The sequence below is a fragment of the Vitreimonas sp. genome, from assembly GCF_036392335.1.
In the GTDB taxonomy this organism is placed as follows: Bacteria; Pseudomonadota; Alphaproteobacteria; order Caulobacterales; family Aquidulcibacteraceae; genus Vitreimonas.
This window is the reverse complement of record NZ_DASVYD010000074.1, coordinates 18,721-35,459: the sequence shown is the minus strand read 5'-3', so window position 1 is coordinate 35,459 and position 16,739 is coordinate 18,721. Positions and strand designations below refer to the sequence as shown.

The following is a 16,739-nucleotide window of genomic DNA, read 5'->3' as shown; positions in this document are numbered from 1 at the left end:
AGCCGGTCATTCTAGAAATATTGCTCGGTGCCGGTCTGTGGCCCAATCGAGACATTTGGAAATTCCTTGCGTATGGTGATCCCCAGTACACGGCGGAAAATCGAAATGTGGCAATGGACCGGCGCGTTGGGATTGCTTCGCCAAGGCGTGGTCGCTGTCGTTATGCTAGCGTTCGCCACTCTTGCAGCGCCAGTTCCAGATTCTGTCGCGGAGCAACATGAAGCCGTTGAAGCCTTGGAAACGGCTTTTTCAGAAGTAGCACGCCCGGTCGGCAGCTTTACGCTAAGTGGCTGCAGTCCGGCCCCCAAGAATCCAATCGCCAATCATGGAGCGTCTTTGGTCGTGCGCTGTAGCGGAGCGCTTCGACTACTCGACGTCCGAGATTTTCTCAACGGCGAGAGTGACATTGCCAGCGCGCCATCGCTCGAATATCCGCGCTGTCCAGAGCCGCGCGGCTTTGCCAGGCCCACAGTACATGTCGATGGCCCAGGAGGTAGTGTCGTTTTCCTCTGCGAAGGGCGAGCGACGCAAACGGCACAAGGGCTTCAGTTGCCCATCTTCGTTTCAAAAGACTGGGCTCCGAGTTCGCAGCTCATCGTTGCCAGCGATGGAGCGACGGCCTCCCTTCAGGACGCGCAATTTCACCCCGCTCGCGGAATGAATGCCTCTGATGTGGGCAGCCTAATGGTGGTCACAGCGGACATCGAAGACGAGCGAGTTGCGGTCGTCATCGATGTTGAGCGCCGCACATTGCACCGGGTATTGCGCGCCTCAAATCTGCCATTTGCAGGCATGTCGTCGGGCTATCGTGATCTCAGATCGGCGATGTTTGCGCGCAATTCAACAACCGTGATTGCATCTGTTGATCGCGAGTCTGGGCGTCCGCCATATCGCGTCAACACGCTCGTGAGGTGGGAAGACAATGGGACGATAGCGGGAATAGACCTCATGGAACACGTGGATTTGCCCATCCGATTCACCGGAGCCTTCGCTAGGAACGGGGGCCTCATTCCGGTTGGCGTGCAGTGGCAGGTATTTCCCGATGAGGTCGATGCGCCGGTCAACCAGGTCCATGGGTTCCAGGCATTTACTTTTTCCCAATCGCCGCAGCGAAGCGAGCGATCGTATTTGGATCCGGCGTGGCTAGACCCAAGAGACATGTGGTTTGGCGACAATGCTCACGCCCAAACGCGGTACGCTCAAGCGTCAGGTCCTATCCATTGTGAGGTGCAGGCGCATGGCCGGCAGTTGAACCGAGTAGTTCTGGCACGTGCATGGGCCGTTCGACCATTTGCGGCGCGATTGTTCGCGGAGGAGCCATATGTGGATTGCGCGATCGATGCCGCGTCTGAAACGCTTGTTGTTTGGGGAAGTAGCGGCGTGGTGCAGGTTTACGCGCTTCAAGCCAACTGAGCTTGTCGCATAAGAGTCCGCTAGCATCGGGCTGGTCAGGAATGACCGTTGTCGGCGAGTTCCTGCCGGTCGCCGCTGCGGACGTCTCTTGTGCGGCGCTTTCAAGCCAATGACCGCTTCTGGGATTGAGCTCTCGTAAACCTACCTGAGCTACGCTTTCGCGATGTCGTCGCCCTGGGAACGTCCTCGGCTGAACCGCGCCGGCTCTGAACGTCGGGCTGCGAACTTGCGCTTGTCGCCGTGGTTCGCGTCGGCCGTCTGTTGATCAGAGATGAACCCATGTCCGCCGCCCCTTTGACTGGCGAGTAGCGTATCGTTCGGCGTGGGGAGCCGTAAGCGACGGCGCGTCGCAGAGGGATTGCCTTGCGAGGGTTCTTGGTCAAACTGGGCGCATGCTAGACGGAAGGAATAAGCGCCGCTTCAGTCCCAAATGGATCGCAATCGTGTTAAGCGCGATTGCGATCGGATGGTTCGTCACCGAACGGATTGAGATACCGATCTGGGTCTATGCAACGATCTCTATCGTCGGTGCGATTGTGATTGCATGGGTGGCGCTCTACGTCGCGCTGCCGAGCGTTCATTTTGAGAACGAGCACTTGGTGTGGAAGCGGCGCGAGGCGCGAACGATCAAGATCCCGGTGGCGGACATCGTGTCCATTGACGATCGTCGGCTGTTTGCGCCGAATGCGCCGCAATTGCGGCTGCGGGGCCGAGGGGGCCTGGAGATTATCATCGACCGCGATGCGCTCGACGCGCGCCAGATCGCCATCGTGCTGGCCAAGCTGCGCGAATTGCGTCCGGATTTGGTGGTGCCCGACCTGCTGAACGATGGGAGGTGATCATTTCCGCCAGCAGCGGAACGGAAATTCGGCTTTGCAGCACAGAAGGCGCTACGGCCGCGGTTGAGATCGAACGGCAGGTGAGAGCTTCGACCCTGTCACGCGTAAGGATGTTGCGGCGCGGCTATAATTGGCCCATTTCAGTAGTTCGAACTCAAACGCATTTGTGACATCTTGGCCGTATGACGCCGACAATAAGCCTTGGGTCGTGGGGCTCGCCTTCCATTGAATTCAGGGGGCGAGATGTGGAGCCATTGGTCATTCTATTATTGCAGAAGTGCGGCCCGTTGGGCGAGGACACGCTCGGCAGCGTATGGTCGTTCGTCACTCTCGATACGCTTCATCTTAGCAACACCTCCGCTGACTTTTTCCGGAAGCTCGAAGATATCTGCCAGCAGGTCGTGGTCGGACGGCTGACGCAATTTGACCCTGACCAAGTTAGGGGTTCGGAATTCGATGGATATCTGCATCGCTACCTTGGGGACGGCACAATCACCCCCGGGGTGCGCAGCGCCGCCGAGCGATTTCTGGCGTTCCTCGCTGAGAATCCCCGCTTCTGGCCACCGTCCGATTCAAACCGCTGAAGGTCAGCTTCCGGCGAGACCGGGCCTTGTCGATACGAGAGTCGCCGGTGACCGGTTTGGAGTTGTTATGCCGTTCGCAATTGCGCCTTAAGGGCGCTTCTTCCGTTCAACGCCGCGATCCATCGCCCGACTGGGCGCGTGTCCCGTCCAGCGTTTGAAAGCGCGCGAAAAGGTTGAGGGGTCAGAGAAGCCGACGAGATAAGCCGTCTCATTCACCGACGCCTTGCGGCCCTCCAGATACTGGTGCGCCATGCGGCAGCGCAGCTCATCCAAAACTTCGGCGAAGGTCACGCCTTCGGCTTTGAGCCCGCGGTAGAGGGTTTGGCGACTGGTTTCCATCAACGCTGCTATCTGCTCGACGCTGACGGCGCCGGTGTGCAGACGCGGCAGCATCAACGCCTCTATTTGCCCGCGCAGCGTGGTTTGGCGCTGAAGCTCTTCGAGAAGAGCGTCGCCCCGCTGGGTCAGTACCCCAAACACATAGCGATTGTCCGGAGCGATAATGGCGTCGTCGAAATCGAGCGTGGTCTGGATAGCGTTACGGCCGGCGCCGAACGCAACTGGCACCTGCCAGAGCCGTTCATAAGCTTCTGCGTGGGCGGGCGCGGCATGCGTGACTTGCGCGGCAAGCGCATAGGTTAGATGCGGAAAGGCGTGACGCGTAAAGCAAATGAACCGCGACCATGTGGATTCTGTAAGTTCTGGGAAGGCGTTGGGGTTGGCGCGGCGATCGAGCATCCAGCGCTGGCCGTTCTCCATGCGAATCTCAAAGCGGGGTCCATCGCCTACGCCTTCGACATCGGCGACGAGGCGGCCATAGCGGTTCAGCTGGACCAAGGCTTCGGCCATGGTGGCGGCGTTATGGGCGATGAGGCCCGCGATCGAGAAGTGGCGCAGATCGGTCGCTGCGCCAAACTCAAGCGGCAGAGCAGGGTTGCCGGTTAGCGTCTTGCCGGCCGTCACCAAGGCTTGAAAGGCGCCAAGCGGCACGCGCGCGTCGGGATCGTCAAGCTCCGCCAAGCCCGGCCCACCAGCGCTCAAGAGCTTTGCGCGCTGTGCCCCGCGGCCGACGGCAAATTCAACGAAGGCGTGCGCAAACCCTGCTGAAACGGTCGGAGAGACTGCGAGCTGCGCCATATTGCAACGAAAAGCCAGATGGGTGTTACCGATCGCTATGGCCATAGCCCGGACCGGCGATAGGAGGTGAGCCGATCAACATAGGGCGCCCGTCTTGAACGAACAGCTTCCCTCCTTGCGCGACCTTCAGTCTAGCCTGCATGGGCAGGCCCGTTCGGCGGGCGCGTTCTACCTGCTTGTCGTGGTCACCGGCACGTTCAGCCTGGGCCTCACGCCCGAGCGCCTCTTCGTGGGCGACACACCCGAGGCGCTGGCTGCTTCGATCGCGGCCCAGGACTGGCTCCTGCGTGTCTCGATACTTGCCGAGGCGACGTGCTACGTGGCGTTCGGATGCCTTGCGCTGGCGCTGCATGCGCTCTTGCGTCCGGTTCATAGAGGCGCCGCCGCGGGCATGGCGATGCTCGTATTGATCAGCGTGCCGTTCGGCTTTTCAAATCTCGCTGCCCTGGTGGAAATCCAGCGGATCGTCGAAAGCGGCGCAGCTCTCACCTCGGCCGAGGCCATGGCGGACGCGTATGCGCGGTATCGCGCCGGCCATTTTCTGCAGAGCGCGCCGTGGGGGCTCTGGCTCTTGCCGTTTGGATATCTGGCGTTGCGCTCAGGCTTCATGCCGCGGCTCTTGGGCATTGGTCTCATCTTGGCGGGGGCAGGCTATATCGCCCACTTTGCGGCGCGCCTGCTTGTTGACGGATATAGAGAGAGCATCTGGCCGGATATATTCGCCGCGCCGCGCACTGCTGAAATCCTCATGGCCTTTTGGCTTTTCGCATTCGGCGCGCGTCGCTCGCTTTGGCGGGCACGACCAGCAGCGGACCAGAGCTAAGGGAGCGCCTCATGCGCAAGGTCATCGCATCAAACGCAATCAAGCTGGCATTCATGTGGACGTCGTTGATGTTTCTTTACATCTACAACGACTACTTCATGCTCTACATGCCCGGTGAAATCGAGGCGATGCAGGCAGGGCGGATTGGACCGCTGGGCGCGGCGACCGAAACGGTGATGGTGGGCGTCTCCACGATGTTGGCGATCCCCGCGCTGATGATTGGGCTCTCGGTCCTCTTGCCGAGGCAAATCTCCAGGTGGCTAAATGTCGTTTTCGGCGTGGTCTATACTGCGATTGAGGCTTTGACCCTGACCTCACCGCATCTCTTCTACAAGATCGTGGTGGCGCTCGAGATCGCCGTCACACTTGGCATTGTCGCGCTGGCTTTACGATGGCCAAAAGACGAAAGCGCTTAGCGGCTTGGCAGACAAAGTGCGCCGGGGCGATTGGACATCGACCGCGCAGCGCCGGAAAAGACCACCGTCCGAGTTCGGCGAGAGCGTGCCGAATTGAAGGCAAGGGCGCGAGTTGCTGGATTGGAGCGCGTCCGCCGCTGAGCGCCGAAACCTGACTAAGCTGCCGCGACCGAGAGACGAAGGCCCATGGCGCGTAGGACGCCGAGCAGGGTCGCCAGTCTGGGATTACCGGCGTCGCTCAGGGTTCGATAGAGGGTTTCGCGCGAAAGTCCGCTTTCCTCAGCGATCGCCGCCATGCCTTGGGAGCGTGCGACCACGCCAAGCGCTTCGGCGATTTCGTTCGCATCGCCATCCGCCAGGACGGCGTCGAGATAGTGCGCCGCATCGTCTGGGGTTTTGATATGGTCGGCCACGTCGAAGGCGGAGAACTTAGCTTTCGTCATCGGTTTTGCTCCTTCCATTCGTCCCACAGTCTCTTGGCTGCTTTGATGTCCCGCTCTTGGCTGGACTTGTCGCCGCCAGCGAGAATGATCACCAATTCTTCGCCGCGTTGCCCAAAATAGACGCGATACCCCGGCCCGAAATCGATCTTCAGCTCGCTCACGCCCTCGCCAACGGGCGCCACATTGCCAGGATTGCCCCGTTCCAATCGAGCAAGGCGACGCAACACCTGGGCGGCGCCGGCGCGATCGCGAAGGTTATCGATCCACTCCGCGAACGCGTCGGATTTGATAATCGTCGGCATGCAGCAATGTAGCCTATTGGCTACAATTGTCAAGGGCGCGCTGTGGTAGGCCGGGAACCACCATCGGGGGACTTACAGATCGACGCTCTCGGAGATGGCGATGGCGTCATCCACTTCCACGCCCAAATAGCGCACGGTGCTCTCCAGCTTCGAGTGGCCCAAGAGCAATTGCACGGCCCGCAGATTGCCCGTCCTCCTGTAAATCAGCGCCGCCTTGGTGCGCCGTAGCGAATGTGTGCCGTTTGCCTGATCGAAAGATGAGGCGAGGAGACGAGGCGGCTCTGGAATAGAAAGTCGCTGGATCTGAGATAGTGCCGGCTCATCAGACTGCGCTTCGCGATCCGGCTCTGCTCTGTGATTTCAAACTGCGCCGGTCGCTCGATCTTCTTCTGTACGATGATGCCGCGTGTCTTCACCTCGCCGCCTGCGGCGACGTCTTCGACCCGGCCAGGTTGAAGAGGGCGAGATCACGCCCCCGCTTCTTCAACGCCAATCGGGTGCGGATCGACCAGACCTCCTTCATCTTGAGCGTCGGTTTCTGGCCTGTCAGCTTTCCGCTCCCAAAACCCTTGTGGGCGTTCCTTTCTTGTCTTCATCGCCAACACCCGCGATTCATTTGCATCGTCCGGTTGCTTCAATGCTTGCGCGCATCAGATCAGACATCGACAAGGCAAGGGGAGAAGGCATGGCCAGGTCCGAGAAACGCGCGCGCAAAGCCAATACAAAGCCGCCCGGCAAGCGCAAAGGCGGCGACAACCGCGCCGCAGGCCTCGTCGACCGCCAGATCGGCGAACTGATCCGCGCGCGTCGTCTTTCCCAGAACATCTCGCAGGAAAAGCTCGCCGCCGCCCTCGGCATGACGTTCCAGCAGGTGCAGAAATACGAAAAGGGGACCAACCGCGTCGCCGCTTCCACGCTGATGCGGATCGCGCGCGCCCTCGATTGCGAGATCACCGAACTTCTGCCGGGCGTTTGAGCGCTTGTGTGCGCGGCGGACGCGGTCCCGCTCGCCTTGTGGGACAAATCCACGCTGTTGCGGCGCCGCTCAAGGCGCAGACAAGGAAGGGGTCTGAACCGGGCGATCAAGCAGCGCGGCGATCTCGCTGGCATGCGTGGTGATGATGAAGCGGCCTGCAGCTGCGAAACGCGCGCGTTCGAGTGCGGGAAGCTGTGACCACGGACAAAATTCCCCTGCATTGCTTTCGCCCCATAAGGGGTCTTTGCCGCCAAGCACGAGGACATATCGCGGACCTGGCGGGAGCGATGGAATGCGCCAATCGGGATAATGCGTTTGCTCGGCTTCCAGGCCGGCCGCGGTTCGCGCGCCGCAGGTCAGCAATTCTGCGATCATGGCGTGACGAAAGCGCTCGTCCTCGATGAGCGGGCGATCGAGTGGGTGCTCGCCAATCAAGCTGCGCACGAGCATTTCACTCAAAGCGACGCCGCCGCGTCGGCGCAGGAAGCGATATGCGCCGACGATGAGCGCAGGTTGATCGACGCAGGCGCGCACGAATTGATCCACCAGCCGCGCGCCGGAGCGCGCCGGCCGCGGTGGGCGAGGGGAGATCAGCATGATTGAGTTGAGCCGGCATGCGCTGCGCGCCGCGAACTCAAGCGCGGGTGCGGCCCCGCCGTCGATGGCCAGGATGTCGAGGCGATCAAGCCCAAGCGTGCGCACCAGATGTTCGCCATCTTCGGCGCCGGCGTGGAACGGATCGCGCGATGAAGCCATGTCGGTCAGGCCAAAGCCCGGTCGGTCGAAGCCGATCGGGCGAAACCCGCGCGCCTGCAGCGCTTCGCGCAGCGCAAGGCCCACGCGGCGTGTGCCCAGGCCGCCGTGAAACAACAGCACCGGCCGGGCGTCCAAGGGACCATAATCGGTGAAGGCGATACGGCGGGCGCCCGAGGCGCTGATCCGGGTCGCGGCCAAAAGGTCTTCACGGTCGTCGTGGAGAATTTCGTCGCTCACCGCCAGGGCGATGAGCGCGAGCGCTTCGGCGCCAAACAAGCAAAGGTCACGCAGGCGGCTCAGGCCGCACTTGCCGAGCACAGCGCGGGCCTGGTCGCGCACCGTGTGTGCGGAGAGGCCGAGATCTCCGGCGATATCGGGAATGCTCGCACCTTCGAACAGGCGCACAGCCACGCGCGCTTCGCCCGCCGTCAGGTCGAGCGCTTCGCGCAGACCTTCGGCGCGCGCCCAGTCAGAGACGCACTCGTCGGCGACGATGCGCGTCATGTTGGCGATAAGTACGGCGAGCCGGCTCGAGCCTGTCGCCTCGAACAGGGCGCGCATGCGCCGGCGCAGGCCCGCCAGCGTCAGGCCCAGCTGAGCGGCGGCCTCGTCCAGATCGGAAGAAGCGAGCAATGCCGCAAGCGTTGCGCGCTGCTGCGGCGACAGCGCATAGGCGCGCGCCGCCAGTTCGGGAAAGTCTGCGACGCGGCTTGGCGTAAAGCAGAGCGCTGCGATCGCGTTCGGCGTCGATGGCGCATGCGCAAAGCCCGGCCAGCTTGCGGCAAGCCGCCTGGGCGCGATAGCGGCGAACACGGCGCGGCCGGTCGCATCGGCGCTCACGACGAAGCGGCGCTTCTGCAGCATTGTTTGGTGCGCGATGCCTGGCGGCGCAGGCCCCATCACCGCGCGCCAGGAATCATTACTCCAGTGCAACGAGCCGCCGACAAAAAGCGCAGCGCCTAAGCCGATCGTCGGGGCGACAGGGCGGCACGCGGGCAGGTGGGTCCGCGCCGCGGCGGCGGCTTGTGTGAGGAATTCATCTCCGACGCGAATGTCCATGGCGTTGGCTTAAAGGCGCGCCGCCCCCGCCCACAAGCACGCTTGTATCGAAAAGGGGGATGTCTTCGCCGCATCCGCTCCGCCACCTCTGAAATGATGGCAGCAGGGGATTCCATGACCTTTCACTTCAACAGATTTGTGCTGGCGGCGCTGGCCGCGTCGATGCTGGCGTTCGGCGCCGCTGGAGCGGCCGCGCAGACCACGGCGCCCGCGCTTGCGAACACATCTTGTCTGGTCGCCTTTGGCGTCGGCAACGGCGCCGCCTCGACCGCGCGCCCGGGCTTGTTCTCGTCTTCGGGTTCAGCGCGCGTGTCGACCATCTACCGGCTTCAAGGGATCGACGACGCGCGCATGCAGCGCATCACCGATGAATTGTGCGCCGCTTTCGACACAAGCTTGCGCGAGACCGGCGCAAGTGTCGCCACCGATGCGTTTCGCGCCCACGCCAATTATCAAAGATACCTGGACGCGGGTGTCGCGAGCGGCGCGTCCTTCGGCGACCGCCCGGTGGAATATCGTGTGTTCGCGCCGTCCGGCGATCGCATCACCCATCCGGCCTTCTCGGTCGGCACAGGCGTCGACAATCTGCGGATCCGCGAGGCCGGGGTCGCCAACGCCATCGGCGCACGACCGGTGCGGGCGGTGTTTCAGATCGATTTCGCCGAGGTGGACGCACGCCGCGACCGCGGCGTGTTGACCGCCATGGTGGGGCAACGCACAGCCGAGGTCGAAGCGCGGGTCGGCATGCGCGTCAATCTCGCGGTGACCACCTATGACGCTACGCGGTTTCGCTGCTGGAACCGGTTCGGCATGGCCGAATGTAATCCCGCCGACGTGCGTCGCACGGAGCGCACCTGGGCGCCGGAGGCTCCGCTGCAATCTTCCGCCGCTATTGTCGCGGTGGAAGACACCACGACCGGAGGCCAGCGCGCCGCGCAAGCGGCGATCAATGTGCTGGGCGCGTTGGGCGGCGGGGGACGTCTTGCCTATAGCCAACACGTGGTCGAGGTCGATGGCGCAGCCTACGAGGCGTTCGCGCTTGAAGCAGGCCGCGAATTGCTGGCGCCTTCGCTGCAATGGCTGAATACGCCTGCGGTTGAGGCGCGGCGCTGAGACAAGACGCGCGCGCATGCAGCGCGCGCGTCGCCTGGCGTCTGGGCGTTTTGGCGCGACTGGCGGCGGTCACAGGACCAGAGGCCTTGCAGTCGGCTCTTACGCCTTCAACAGGTTGGCCGCGCGCGTATAGGTGTAGGCTTCATAGAGCGTCCAGACGCCCCCGGCGAGAAACACGATCCCGACCAGAATGACGAGGGTCATGAGGCCCAGCGCGACGAGCGTTGCGCCCATCAGATAGCCGACCAAAGTGGGCATGGAATAGATGGCCCGCGTCTTGTCGTTGCGCAGCGCGAGCGCGCGAAATACGCCGTTCTTCTCATGTCCCGCAAGCGTCACCTGATCGCCGTCGCGGATGTCGGGCACGTCGGCGAGCTTGATCTGCGCGGAACGGTCGCCGACGCGAAAGGCGATGATCTGTCCGGTTTTCACCGACCCGCCATTGCGTCCGACCGCGCCGCGCGTCTCGGTGGAATGGCGGATGCCGCTGACAATGCCGCTGAGAGTGGTAAGGCGCATCTTTTTCCTTCAGGCGATGTCCAGTTTGGGGGCCGCGCGCACGCAATCGCTCAACGTTCCTGAGGCCCCGGCATGCGAACGGGCGCGCATGATAGGACTGGCGCGCGCTGGCCTGCGTCCCCTAAACAGGGGACATGAAGCTCTGGGCGGGAGGGGCGCTGTGTCAGACGAGATCGGTGACGCGTCGCGTGTGTCGGGCTTGATCGGGCTTTTCTACGAAGCGGCCATGGACGGCGGCTTATGGCGCTCCGCCGCCGAGCGGATCGCTGAAACGCTGGGCTCAAGCAGCGCCGTGCTTAAGCTGCACAAACCAGGCGATGAGGTTCAGCTTCTGCAATCCACCAGCAATCTCGTGGTGTCCGCGCGCGAACAGGAATGGGCCGATGAATGGCACCGCAACGATCTGTGGGTGGCGCGTTCGATCGGGGCTGGCCTGGCCCGCATCGTCACGGACGAGGATTTGGTGACGCGCGCCGAGCAGGAGAGAAGCGGCTTCTATCAGGAATGGCTGCCGCGGCTTGGCATTCATCACATGATTGGCGCGGTGTTTTCCGCCGCGGATGGCGCAACGGGCGTGCTGGGCGTGCATCGCCCGCGCGGGGCGGGCGCTTATGGCGCGCTGGAGCGGCGGCAGGCTGCTCTTGTATTGCCGCATCTGCAGCGTGCGCTGCGGCTGGGGCAAAGGCTTGCGGTGCTGTCGCGCACCGAAGCGGCGACGCTTGCGGCGCTCGATCTTCTCGCTGCGGGCGTCGTGTTGCTCGACGAGACCGGCCGGCTTGTGCATGCCAACCAGGCCGGGGAAGCGCTGTTGCGCGACAATAGCGAACTCGCCCTCGTGCATGGACGGCTCGCGCTGCGCAGGCCCGCGCTGCACGACAGGTTCCTGGCGCTTCTGCGCGCCGCCGCCAGCGTTGCGCGCGGGGGAGTGACGCGCGCGCGTGCGGCGATGTCGGTGCCGCGGGCCAGGCGCATGCCGCTTTCGCTCGAGATCGCGCCGCTGCGCGCGCCTGCGCTTGAGCACGCCGCCAGGGGCGCAACCGTGCTTGTGTTTCTCAGCGATCCCGAGGCGCCGATCGGCGTGACGCGGCTGCGCGAGCTGTTTGGCCTGACCCGCACGGAAGCGGCGGTGGCTGAAGCCCTGGCCCGGGGCGCATCGCCCGAGACGATCGCAGCGGAGATGGGCGTGGGCTTAGCCACCGTGCGCACCCACTTAAAGCGGATCCTCGCCAAGACCGGCGCACACCGCCAGGCCGAGGCCGCGGCCTTGCTGGCGCGCAGCGTGTCGACGCGCGGTGATCATTGATCGCCGGCGCATGGGCGCAAACCACCTGATGGAGGCTCTCGCTTGAGATGATCTCAGGCGGCGGCGCTTGGGTGTTCTGAGAGCGCGCGCGCGATGGCGGCTTCGAGCGTGTCCATGGAGGCTGGCCGTTCGATAAAGGCATCGGCGCCGAAAGCGCGTGCGACAGGCCGCGAGGTCAGCAGAAATCCGCTCGAGACGACCACGAGCACGGCCTTGGGCTGGGCCCGTCGCAGCCGGTCGACGATCTCGCCGTGCGCCAGCGGCGCCATCACCATGTCGGCGACGATGGCGTCGAACGCGCCCGACAGAGCCTCTGCGATCGCGGGCCATTCGCCCAGCGCAACGACATCATGGCCGCGTGCGCGCAAGGCCAACATCGTCGCGTCACGGGTGTGCAAGTCGGCGTCGGCGACAAGAATGCGCAGTCTCTGGGCGATCTGAGACATCCCTTGGCTGCAGGGGCGTGTTCAAAGCCTTAGACTGAGCTTGAAGGAGGAGGCGCTTCGCCGGAAGCTGGTCGAACGGCCTAGGCTGAACAGCATGCGGTAGCACGGAGCACTGGGCGCTGGATCAGCAGGCCAATTTCGCTTCGGGCCGGAGCGCATCGCGAGGCGGCAGCGCGCACAGCGACACCGACCCCGGCGTGGCGATTCCGCAGTCTGGCGCAATCGCAGGGCGGCGAAGGCGGCGCGGTCCGGTGGATGCGGTGAGGGTTTGGCTCGCACGGCTGGTGCGCTTCTTTTATCGCAAGCGGCGGCGCGGGTCGCCTTGCTCAGAACGCGCCGCTCAACCTCATCGTCAGCCACGGAGAGGTTTGGTAGAAACGCTGCGTAATTTGCCGCCCCACGCGGGATCCGTTGCGATCGCCGTCAAAGAAAATTCGGTCGCGATCATAGACGCGGTCAGCTGCGTTTATTGCGGTGATGCGCAGTTTCATGTCGTTTGGGAGCGCCGAGGTCTCCCACCAGAGTTCAAGCCATGAACCTTCTTCGGTCGTGTCGATTTCGCTCAGATAATAGCCCTGAATTTCGCCTTCCCTGGTGAAGTCAAAGCCCCATGACCAGCGCATGTCGGGAAAGTCTTGGCGGAAGCCAATTTCGACAGAGGATTCCGGTTGCCCGGAGATGATGCGCGCAGCGCCCGTGACGGGATCCGCCACTTCGCTGTCCCAGAATTCAGCGTCGAGCATAAGCCTGGCGTTGGCGATAAGCGGGACAGGCGATGCGAGACTGAGATTGAGGCTCCAAGCCTCGGCTTGGCTGAGATTGCCGGGCGCATCGAAAATGATCTCGATCGTTTCATCGCCTGGGACGCCGGGGTTTTCATCGGGATTGGGCACGGTGGCCGTCAGCGGCACGAGATCGTTGACGTCGGTGATGTCGTGATGGGTGAGCGTTACGCCAAGCGCTGCACCGCCCGGGAAGCGCAGATCAGCGCCAAACTCGAAGCGCCAATCGCTTTGCGGCCGCAAATCCGGATTGCCGCCGTCGATACGCTCGTCCGCCAGTGACACGGCCGATGCAAAATCGTTGAAATCGAGCTGTCCGACATCGCGATAGAGGCGCACGCGCGCATGGCTCTCGCCGCCAAAGTTGTGGGTGAGTTGGAGGGATGGTTTCCAGAACGCAAGTTCTGTAGCGTTGTTTGCGTCGCCCGTGAAGGTAAGGGTTGAGGTCTCCCAGGCCACACGCGTTTCGAGCGACCAGGCTTCGCTCAAGGTCCAGCTGTGTACGCCAAAAAATTCGGCCCGCTCTTCCTCAACCACGATATTGGAGTTGGGGATCGGCTGCAGCACGGGCCCGCCGCCATCATCGACCGTGAGACTGAGCGCTGAATCTAAAGTATTGAGAGCGCCTTCGCCGCCAAACTCAATGCGGTGATCGGCGTTGAGCACGCGCGATAGCGTACCGCGGACAATTGTCTCGACATTCTCGTACTCAATGTCTTGGATGGTGAACTCTTCCACCGCGCCGCTTGCATCGGTGCTTATGGCTTCCTCATGATATTGGCGTGGGTCTTGCGAGCGTAGTCCGACCAGGGCGAGTGACCATGGGCCAATGTCACGGTCATAGTTGAGGCCGATTTCCGGCAGCGTGCCTTCTTCATTCCAGTACGTATCCAACGCGCCAACGGGTGGGTCGGCTGCGTCGAAGAATTGGTACTGAAACTCGCGCGTTGATCGCCGACCCCCGTTCGCCGGTCGCCCGAGTTTCGCCAATCACCGTCGGCGCACAATCGTGGATCGCGAATGCGGGCTCGCGATGAATGGGCGTCCGTTGTGATCCGTCCACCGCGTGCGCGGAAGCAGCTGCCATGGCCATCAGAGTACGGCAAACGCGAGCCAAATCATCGCCCTGACATGAGCCATGACCGTTTTGCGATTTATCAGTTTGAGTGGCGGGCCATGCGCTCCGAGCACCGGCGTGTGCGCGGCCAGAGCTCCGCGGGACGCTCAGAGGCGTCGTGATCGCTTGTGCGCCGGGACGTCGCCGGCGGCCGCCTTCGCAGCCATCAGCTCCTTAATAATGGGATTTGGAAAGCGTCGGGAGGGGGTAATGGCGTAGAAGCGCTCCTTGAGGCCGGGCAATGGGCCGCATTCCTTCAGCACGTTCGACGCCAATTCATCGCGCACCACGATGGGCGGCACAATGGCATAACCAAGACCTTGGCGCGCGAGCAGTCGTAAGAGCGCCATGTCGTCGACTTCAGCCACTATGCGTGGGGCAACGCTCATGCGCTCAGCATAAGCGTCGAACTCGCCGCGTATATGGTTTTCCAAAGTCGGCACGATGAGCGGGACGTTCGCCAGGAGCGCTTCTGGCGTCCTTGTCCGCTTGGCGGTTGCAGGACCGATGAGGCTGATCGCCTGATCGGCGATCAGGTGCGAGGTCCAGCTTGTCGTCTCATCGCGCGGCGGCTGCATATTGGAGAGCAGGACATCGATATGATGCGAATCGAGCATCTGCATCAATTCGCGCATCGAGCCAGAACGAAGCACGATGCGGACATCGTCACGCCCCAGGATCGGCTTGAGGAAGGCGATCTGGAAATTGCGCGAGAGCGTCGCTAACGCGCCTATGCGCACCACGGTGCGCTTGGCGCGGTCGAGACCCTTCAACGTGCTTTCCAATTCATCGGCGGCGTCAAAGATGGCCTCGGCGCGTTCGAGCGCCATGCGCCCGGCTTCGGTCAGGACGAGTTGGCGTCCACGCCGCTCGAAGAGATCGTGACCAAGTTGCGCTTCGAGCGCCTGCAATTGCACCGACACCGCCGAGGGCGAAACATTGAGCCGCTCGGCGGCTTTCACGAGGCCGCCGGCTTGGGCGATGGCGTGAAAATAGCGCAAATGGTGGAGGTTAAGGCTCATGCCTAGTCTTCTATATTATCGAACAAACGGTTTCAATAATTGAACTAGATGCAATGAACGGCGCGTCCTAGCTTCCGCGAAGATTTCGATCGCGGAGATGAGCTTCATGGACTGGACGCCTTGGCTGGCGGCGCTTGCGCCGCTGGCGCTGATGCTGGCTGGCTTGTGGCCGAACCCGCACCGCGCCCCGCTTGTGTTTGCCGATTGGGCGTTTGGCGCAACGCTCCTTGCGCTCGCGGTCAGTCTAGGCGTTGCTTTGGCGGTCGCGCTCTATGGCGTCCAGGCGACCGCGACACTGGGCGCGGCAGGCGTGGGCGTCAGCCTCTATCTCGACGCCGTCAGCGCGATCATGCTGGTGCTGGTGAGTTTTGTCGGCGCCGTCGTCATCCGCTACAGCCGCAATTACCTCGACGGTGATCCTAACCACGGACGTTTCCTTCGCCAGCTCTGCCTCACCATCGCTGCGGTGCAGGCTCTGATCGTCGCGGGCAATCTCGCGGCCCTGATTGTCGCGTCGGTGCTGATGAGCCTATCGCTCAACCAGCTGCTGCTCTTCTATGGCGAGCGCCGCGGCGCGGTCTTGGCCGCGCGCAAGAAGTTCGTCGCCAGCCGGCTGGCGGACCTAGCGCTCATCGGCGCGGGCGCGTGCCTCTACATGGCCTTCGGCAGTCTCGACTATACGACGCTATTTGCAGGCGCCGAGCGCAGCGGGGGGGCAGGCCCGCTCGTCATCGGCGCCACCGTGCTGATCGCGATCACGGCACTCATCAAGTCCGCGCAGCTGCCGCTGCATGGCTGGATCCTGGAAGTGATGGAGACGCCGACCCCGGTATCGGCGCTGCTGCACGCGGGCATCATCAATGCCGGCGGCTTTCTCGTCATTCGGTTTGCCGATCTCATGGCGCTCTCCGCGCCGGCCTTGCATGTGCTCTCCGTCATTGGTCTGCTCACTGCGCTCTTCGGGTCGTTGGTGATGCTGACGCAGACCTCGGTCAAATTGAGCTTGGCTTATTCGACGGTCGCGCAGATGGGCTACATGCTGCTGCAATGCGGCTTAGGCGCGTTTGGCGCAGCGCTTCTCCATATCGTTGCGCATTCTCTTTACAAAGCGCACGCCTTCCTCTCGTCCGGCAGCGTCATTGATCTCTTGAGGGCCTCCTGGTCGCCAAGTCCGGGCGGGGCGCCGCATCCGGCGCGGTTTTCGATCGCGCTCGTACTTGTTCTGGGCGGAGCGTTTGCGGTTAGCACCGTGTTCGGCGCGACGTTCGCCGACAAGCCCGGCGTCTTTGCGCTTGGCGCCATTCTCATGATGAGCCTGACGCTGCTTATTGCGAACGGCGTAGACGAGCGTCCCAGCGCCTACGTGATGGGACGAACGCTTGCTGCAGCGCTCGGAATTGGGGCGCTCTATTTCGGTCTGCAGGTCGGCGTTGAACGCCTGCTGGCGGGCGCCGTGCCGTCGACAGCGCCGCTTTCCGGGCCCTTTGATCTCGCCATCCTCGTGATGGTGATCGCAGCTTTCGCGGCCGTCACTTTGCTGCAAAGCCAGCTCGGACGGGTAGCGTGCACCTCGTGGGGTCAAGCCCTCTACGTGCATCTCAGCCACGGGTTCTACCTCAACACCATTGCCAATCGTCTGGCGCTCAGGCTCTGGCCGGCGCGGGCGGCGATCTGAAGGAGACGACGCCT

17 protein-coding genes and 1 pseudogene are annotated in these 16,739 nt (G+C 62.9%); 9 read left to right on the top strand and 9 right to left on the bottom strand.

Going from position 1 to position 16,739, the window contains the following annotated elements; translation table 11 throughout:
• Positions 1 to 105 precede the first annotated feature (105 nt).
• The 3 genes from VF769_RS17675 (at position 106) to VF769_RS17665 (ending at position 2,836) form a co-directional block, all read left to right on the top strand.
• The gene (locus tag VF769_RS17675; protein WP_331009752.1) at positions 106 to 1,413 is read left to right on the top strand and encodes a hypothetical protein; all 1,308 of its coding nucleotides are present in this window, start codon (positions 106 to 108) and stop codon (positions 1,411 to 1,413) included.
• A 443-nt stretch (positions 1,414 to 1,856) separates the two neighbouring features.
• Positions 1,857 to 2,252, top strand: coding sequence for a hypothetical protein (locus VF769_RS17670; protein WP_331009751.1), 396 nt, complete (start codon positions 1,857 to 1,859; stop codon positions 2,250 to 2,252).
• Positions 2,253 to 2,497: 245 nt separating this feature from the next.
• A complete protein-coding gene (locus VF769_RS17665; protein WP_331009750.1) occupies positions 2,498 to 2,836 on the top strand; it encodes a hypothetical protein in 339 nt (112 codons plus the stop codon).
• A gap of 87 nt (positions 2,837 to 2,923) precedes the next feature.
• Here VF769_RS17665 and VF769_RS17660 read toward each other — a convergent pair whose 3' ends face one another.
• A complete protein-coding gene (locus VF769_RS17660) occupies positions 2,924 to 3,973 on the bottom strand; it encodes an AraC family transcriptional regulator (protein WP_331009749.1) in 1,050 nt (349 codons plus the stop codon).
• Between the two features lie 94 nt (positions 3,974 to 4,067).
• Between VF769_RS17660 and VF769_RS17655 the strand changes: the two genes are divergently transcribed.
• Positions 4,068 to 4,796 carry a DUF4386 domain-containing protein gene (locus tag VF769_RS17655; protein WP_331009748.1) on the top strand — a complete coding sequence of 243 codons (729 nt, stop codon included), beginning with the start codon at positions 4,068 to 4,070 and terminating at the stop codon, positions 4,794 to 4,796.
• Between the two features lie 11 nt (positions 4,797 to 4,807).
• Positions 4,808 to 5,212 carry a DUF6326 family protein gene (locus VF769_RS17650; RefSeq protein WP_331009747.1) on the top strand — a complete coding sequence of 135 codons (405 nt, stop codon included), beginning with the start codon at positions 4,808 to 4,810 and terminating at the stop codon, positions 5,210 to 5,212.
• A 155-nt stretch (positions 5,213 to 5,367) separates the two neighbouring features.
• On the opposite strand, the gene VF769_RS17645 is transcribed toward VF769_RS17650, so the two are convergent.
• The 3 genes and pseudogenes from VF769_RS17645 to VF769_RS18495 form a co-directional block, all read right to left on the bottom strand.
• The gene (locus VF769_RS17645; protein ID WP_331009746.1) at positions 5,368 to 5,655 is read right to left on the bottom strand and encodes an addiction module antidote protein; all 288 of its coding nucleotides are present in this window, start codon (positions 5,653 to 5,655) and stop codon (positions 5,368 to 5,370) included.
• A complete protein-coding gene (locus VF769_RS17640; protein ID WP_331009745.1) occupies positions 5,652 to 5,957 on the bottom strand; it encodes a type II toxin-antitoxin system RelE/ParE family toxin in 306 nt (101 codons plus the stop codon). The genes VF769_RS17645 and VF769_RS17640 overlap by 4 nt, the downstream gene beginning before the upstream one ends.
• A 72-nt stretch (positions 5,958 to 6,029) precedes the next feature.
• Positions 6,030 to 6,480, bottom strand: a pseudogene (locus tag VF769_RS18495) (tyrosine-type recombinase/integrase).
• 162 nt (positions 6,481 to 6,642) lie between these two features.
• Between VF769_RS18495 and VF769_RS17630 the strand changes: the two are divergent.
• On the top strand, positions 6,643 to 6,933 hold the full coding sequence (locus VF769_RS17630) for a helix-turn-helix transcriptional regulator (RefSeq protein ID WP_331009744.1): 291 nt from the start codon (positions 6,643 to 6,645) through the stop codon (positions 6,931 to 6,933).
• A gap of 69 nt (positions 6,934 to 7,002) precedes the next feature.
• Here VF769_RS17630 and VF769_RS17625 read toward each other — a convergent pair whose 3' ends face one another.
• Positions 7,003 to 8,748: an alpha/beta fold hydrolase gene (locus VF769_RS17625; protein ID WP_331009743.1), complete on the bottom strand. Its 1,746-nt coding sequence runs from the start codon at positions 8,746 to 8,748 to the stop codon at positions 7,003 to 7,005.
• A gap of 114 nt (positions 8,749 to 8,862) precedes the next feature.
• Here VF769_RS17625 and VF769_RS17620 point away from each other — a divergent pair, with 114 nt between their 5' ends.
• Positions 8,863 to 9,861, top strand: coding sequence for a hypothetical protein (locus VF769_RS17620; RefSeq protein ID WP_331009742.1), 999 nt, complete (start codon positions 8,863 to 8,865; stop codon positions 9,859 to 9,861).
• 99 nt (positions 9,862 to 9,960) lie between these two features.
• Here the strand turns inward: VF769_RS17620 and VF769_RS17615 are convergent, their stop codons facing one another.
• Positions 9,961 to 10,380: a hypothetical protein gene (locus VF769_RS17615; RefSeq protein ID WP_331009741.1), complete on the bottom strand. Its 420-nt coding sequence runs from the start codon at positions 10,378 to 10,380 to the stop codon at positions 9,961 to 9,963.
• A gap of 160 nt (positions 10,381 to 10,540) precedes the next feature.
• Here VF769_RS17615 and VF769_RS17610 point away from each other — a divergent pair, with 160 nt between their 5' ends.
• The gene (locus tag VF769_RS17610; protein WP_331009740.1) at positions 10,541 to 11,683 is read left to right on the top strand and encodes a helix-turn-helix transcriptional regulator; all 1,143 of its coding nucleotides are present in this window, start codon (positions 10,541 to 10,543) and stop codon (positions 11,681 to 11,683) included.
• A gap of 53 nt (positions 11,684 to 11,736) precedes the next feature.
• Here VF769_RS17610 and VF769_RS17605 read toward each other — a convergent pair whose 3' ends face one another.
• The 3 genes from VF769_RS17605 to VF769_RS17595 all read right to left on the bottom strand — a co-directional run bounded on the left by VF769_RS17605 (position 11,737) and on the right by VF769_RS17595 (position 15,050).
• Positions 11,737 to 12,129, bottom strand: a complete 393-nt coding sequence (locus tag VF769_RS17605) for a hypothetical protein (RefSeq protein WP_331009739.1) — start codon at positions 12,127 to 12,129, stop codon at positions 11,737 to 11,739.
• Positions 12,130 to 12,455: 326 nt separating this feature from the next.
• Positions 12,456 to 13,901 (bottom strand): TonB-dependent receptor, encoded by a 1,446-nt coding sequence (locus tag VF769_RS17600; RefSeq protein WP_331009738.1) that lies wholly within the window; start codon positions 13,899 to 13,901, stop codon positions 12,456 to 12,458.
• 234 nt (positions 13,902 to 14,135) lie between these two features.
• Positions 14,136 to 15,050 (bottom strand): LysR family transcriptional regulator, encoded by a 915-nt coding sequence (locus VF769_RS17595; RefSeq protein WP_331009737.1) that lies wholly within the window; start codon positions 15,048 to 15,050, stop codon positions 14,136 to 14,138.
• 106 nt (positions 15,051 to 15,156) lie between these two features.
• Between VF769_RS17595 and VF769_RS17590 the strand changes: the two genes are divergently transcribed.
• Entirely contained in the window at positions 15,157 to 16,725 is a 1,569-nt protein-coding gene (locus VF769_RS17590) for a proton-conducting transporter membrane subunit (protein WP_331009736.1), read from the top strand.
• Positions 16,726 to 16,739: the final 14 nt, after the last annotated feature.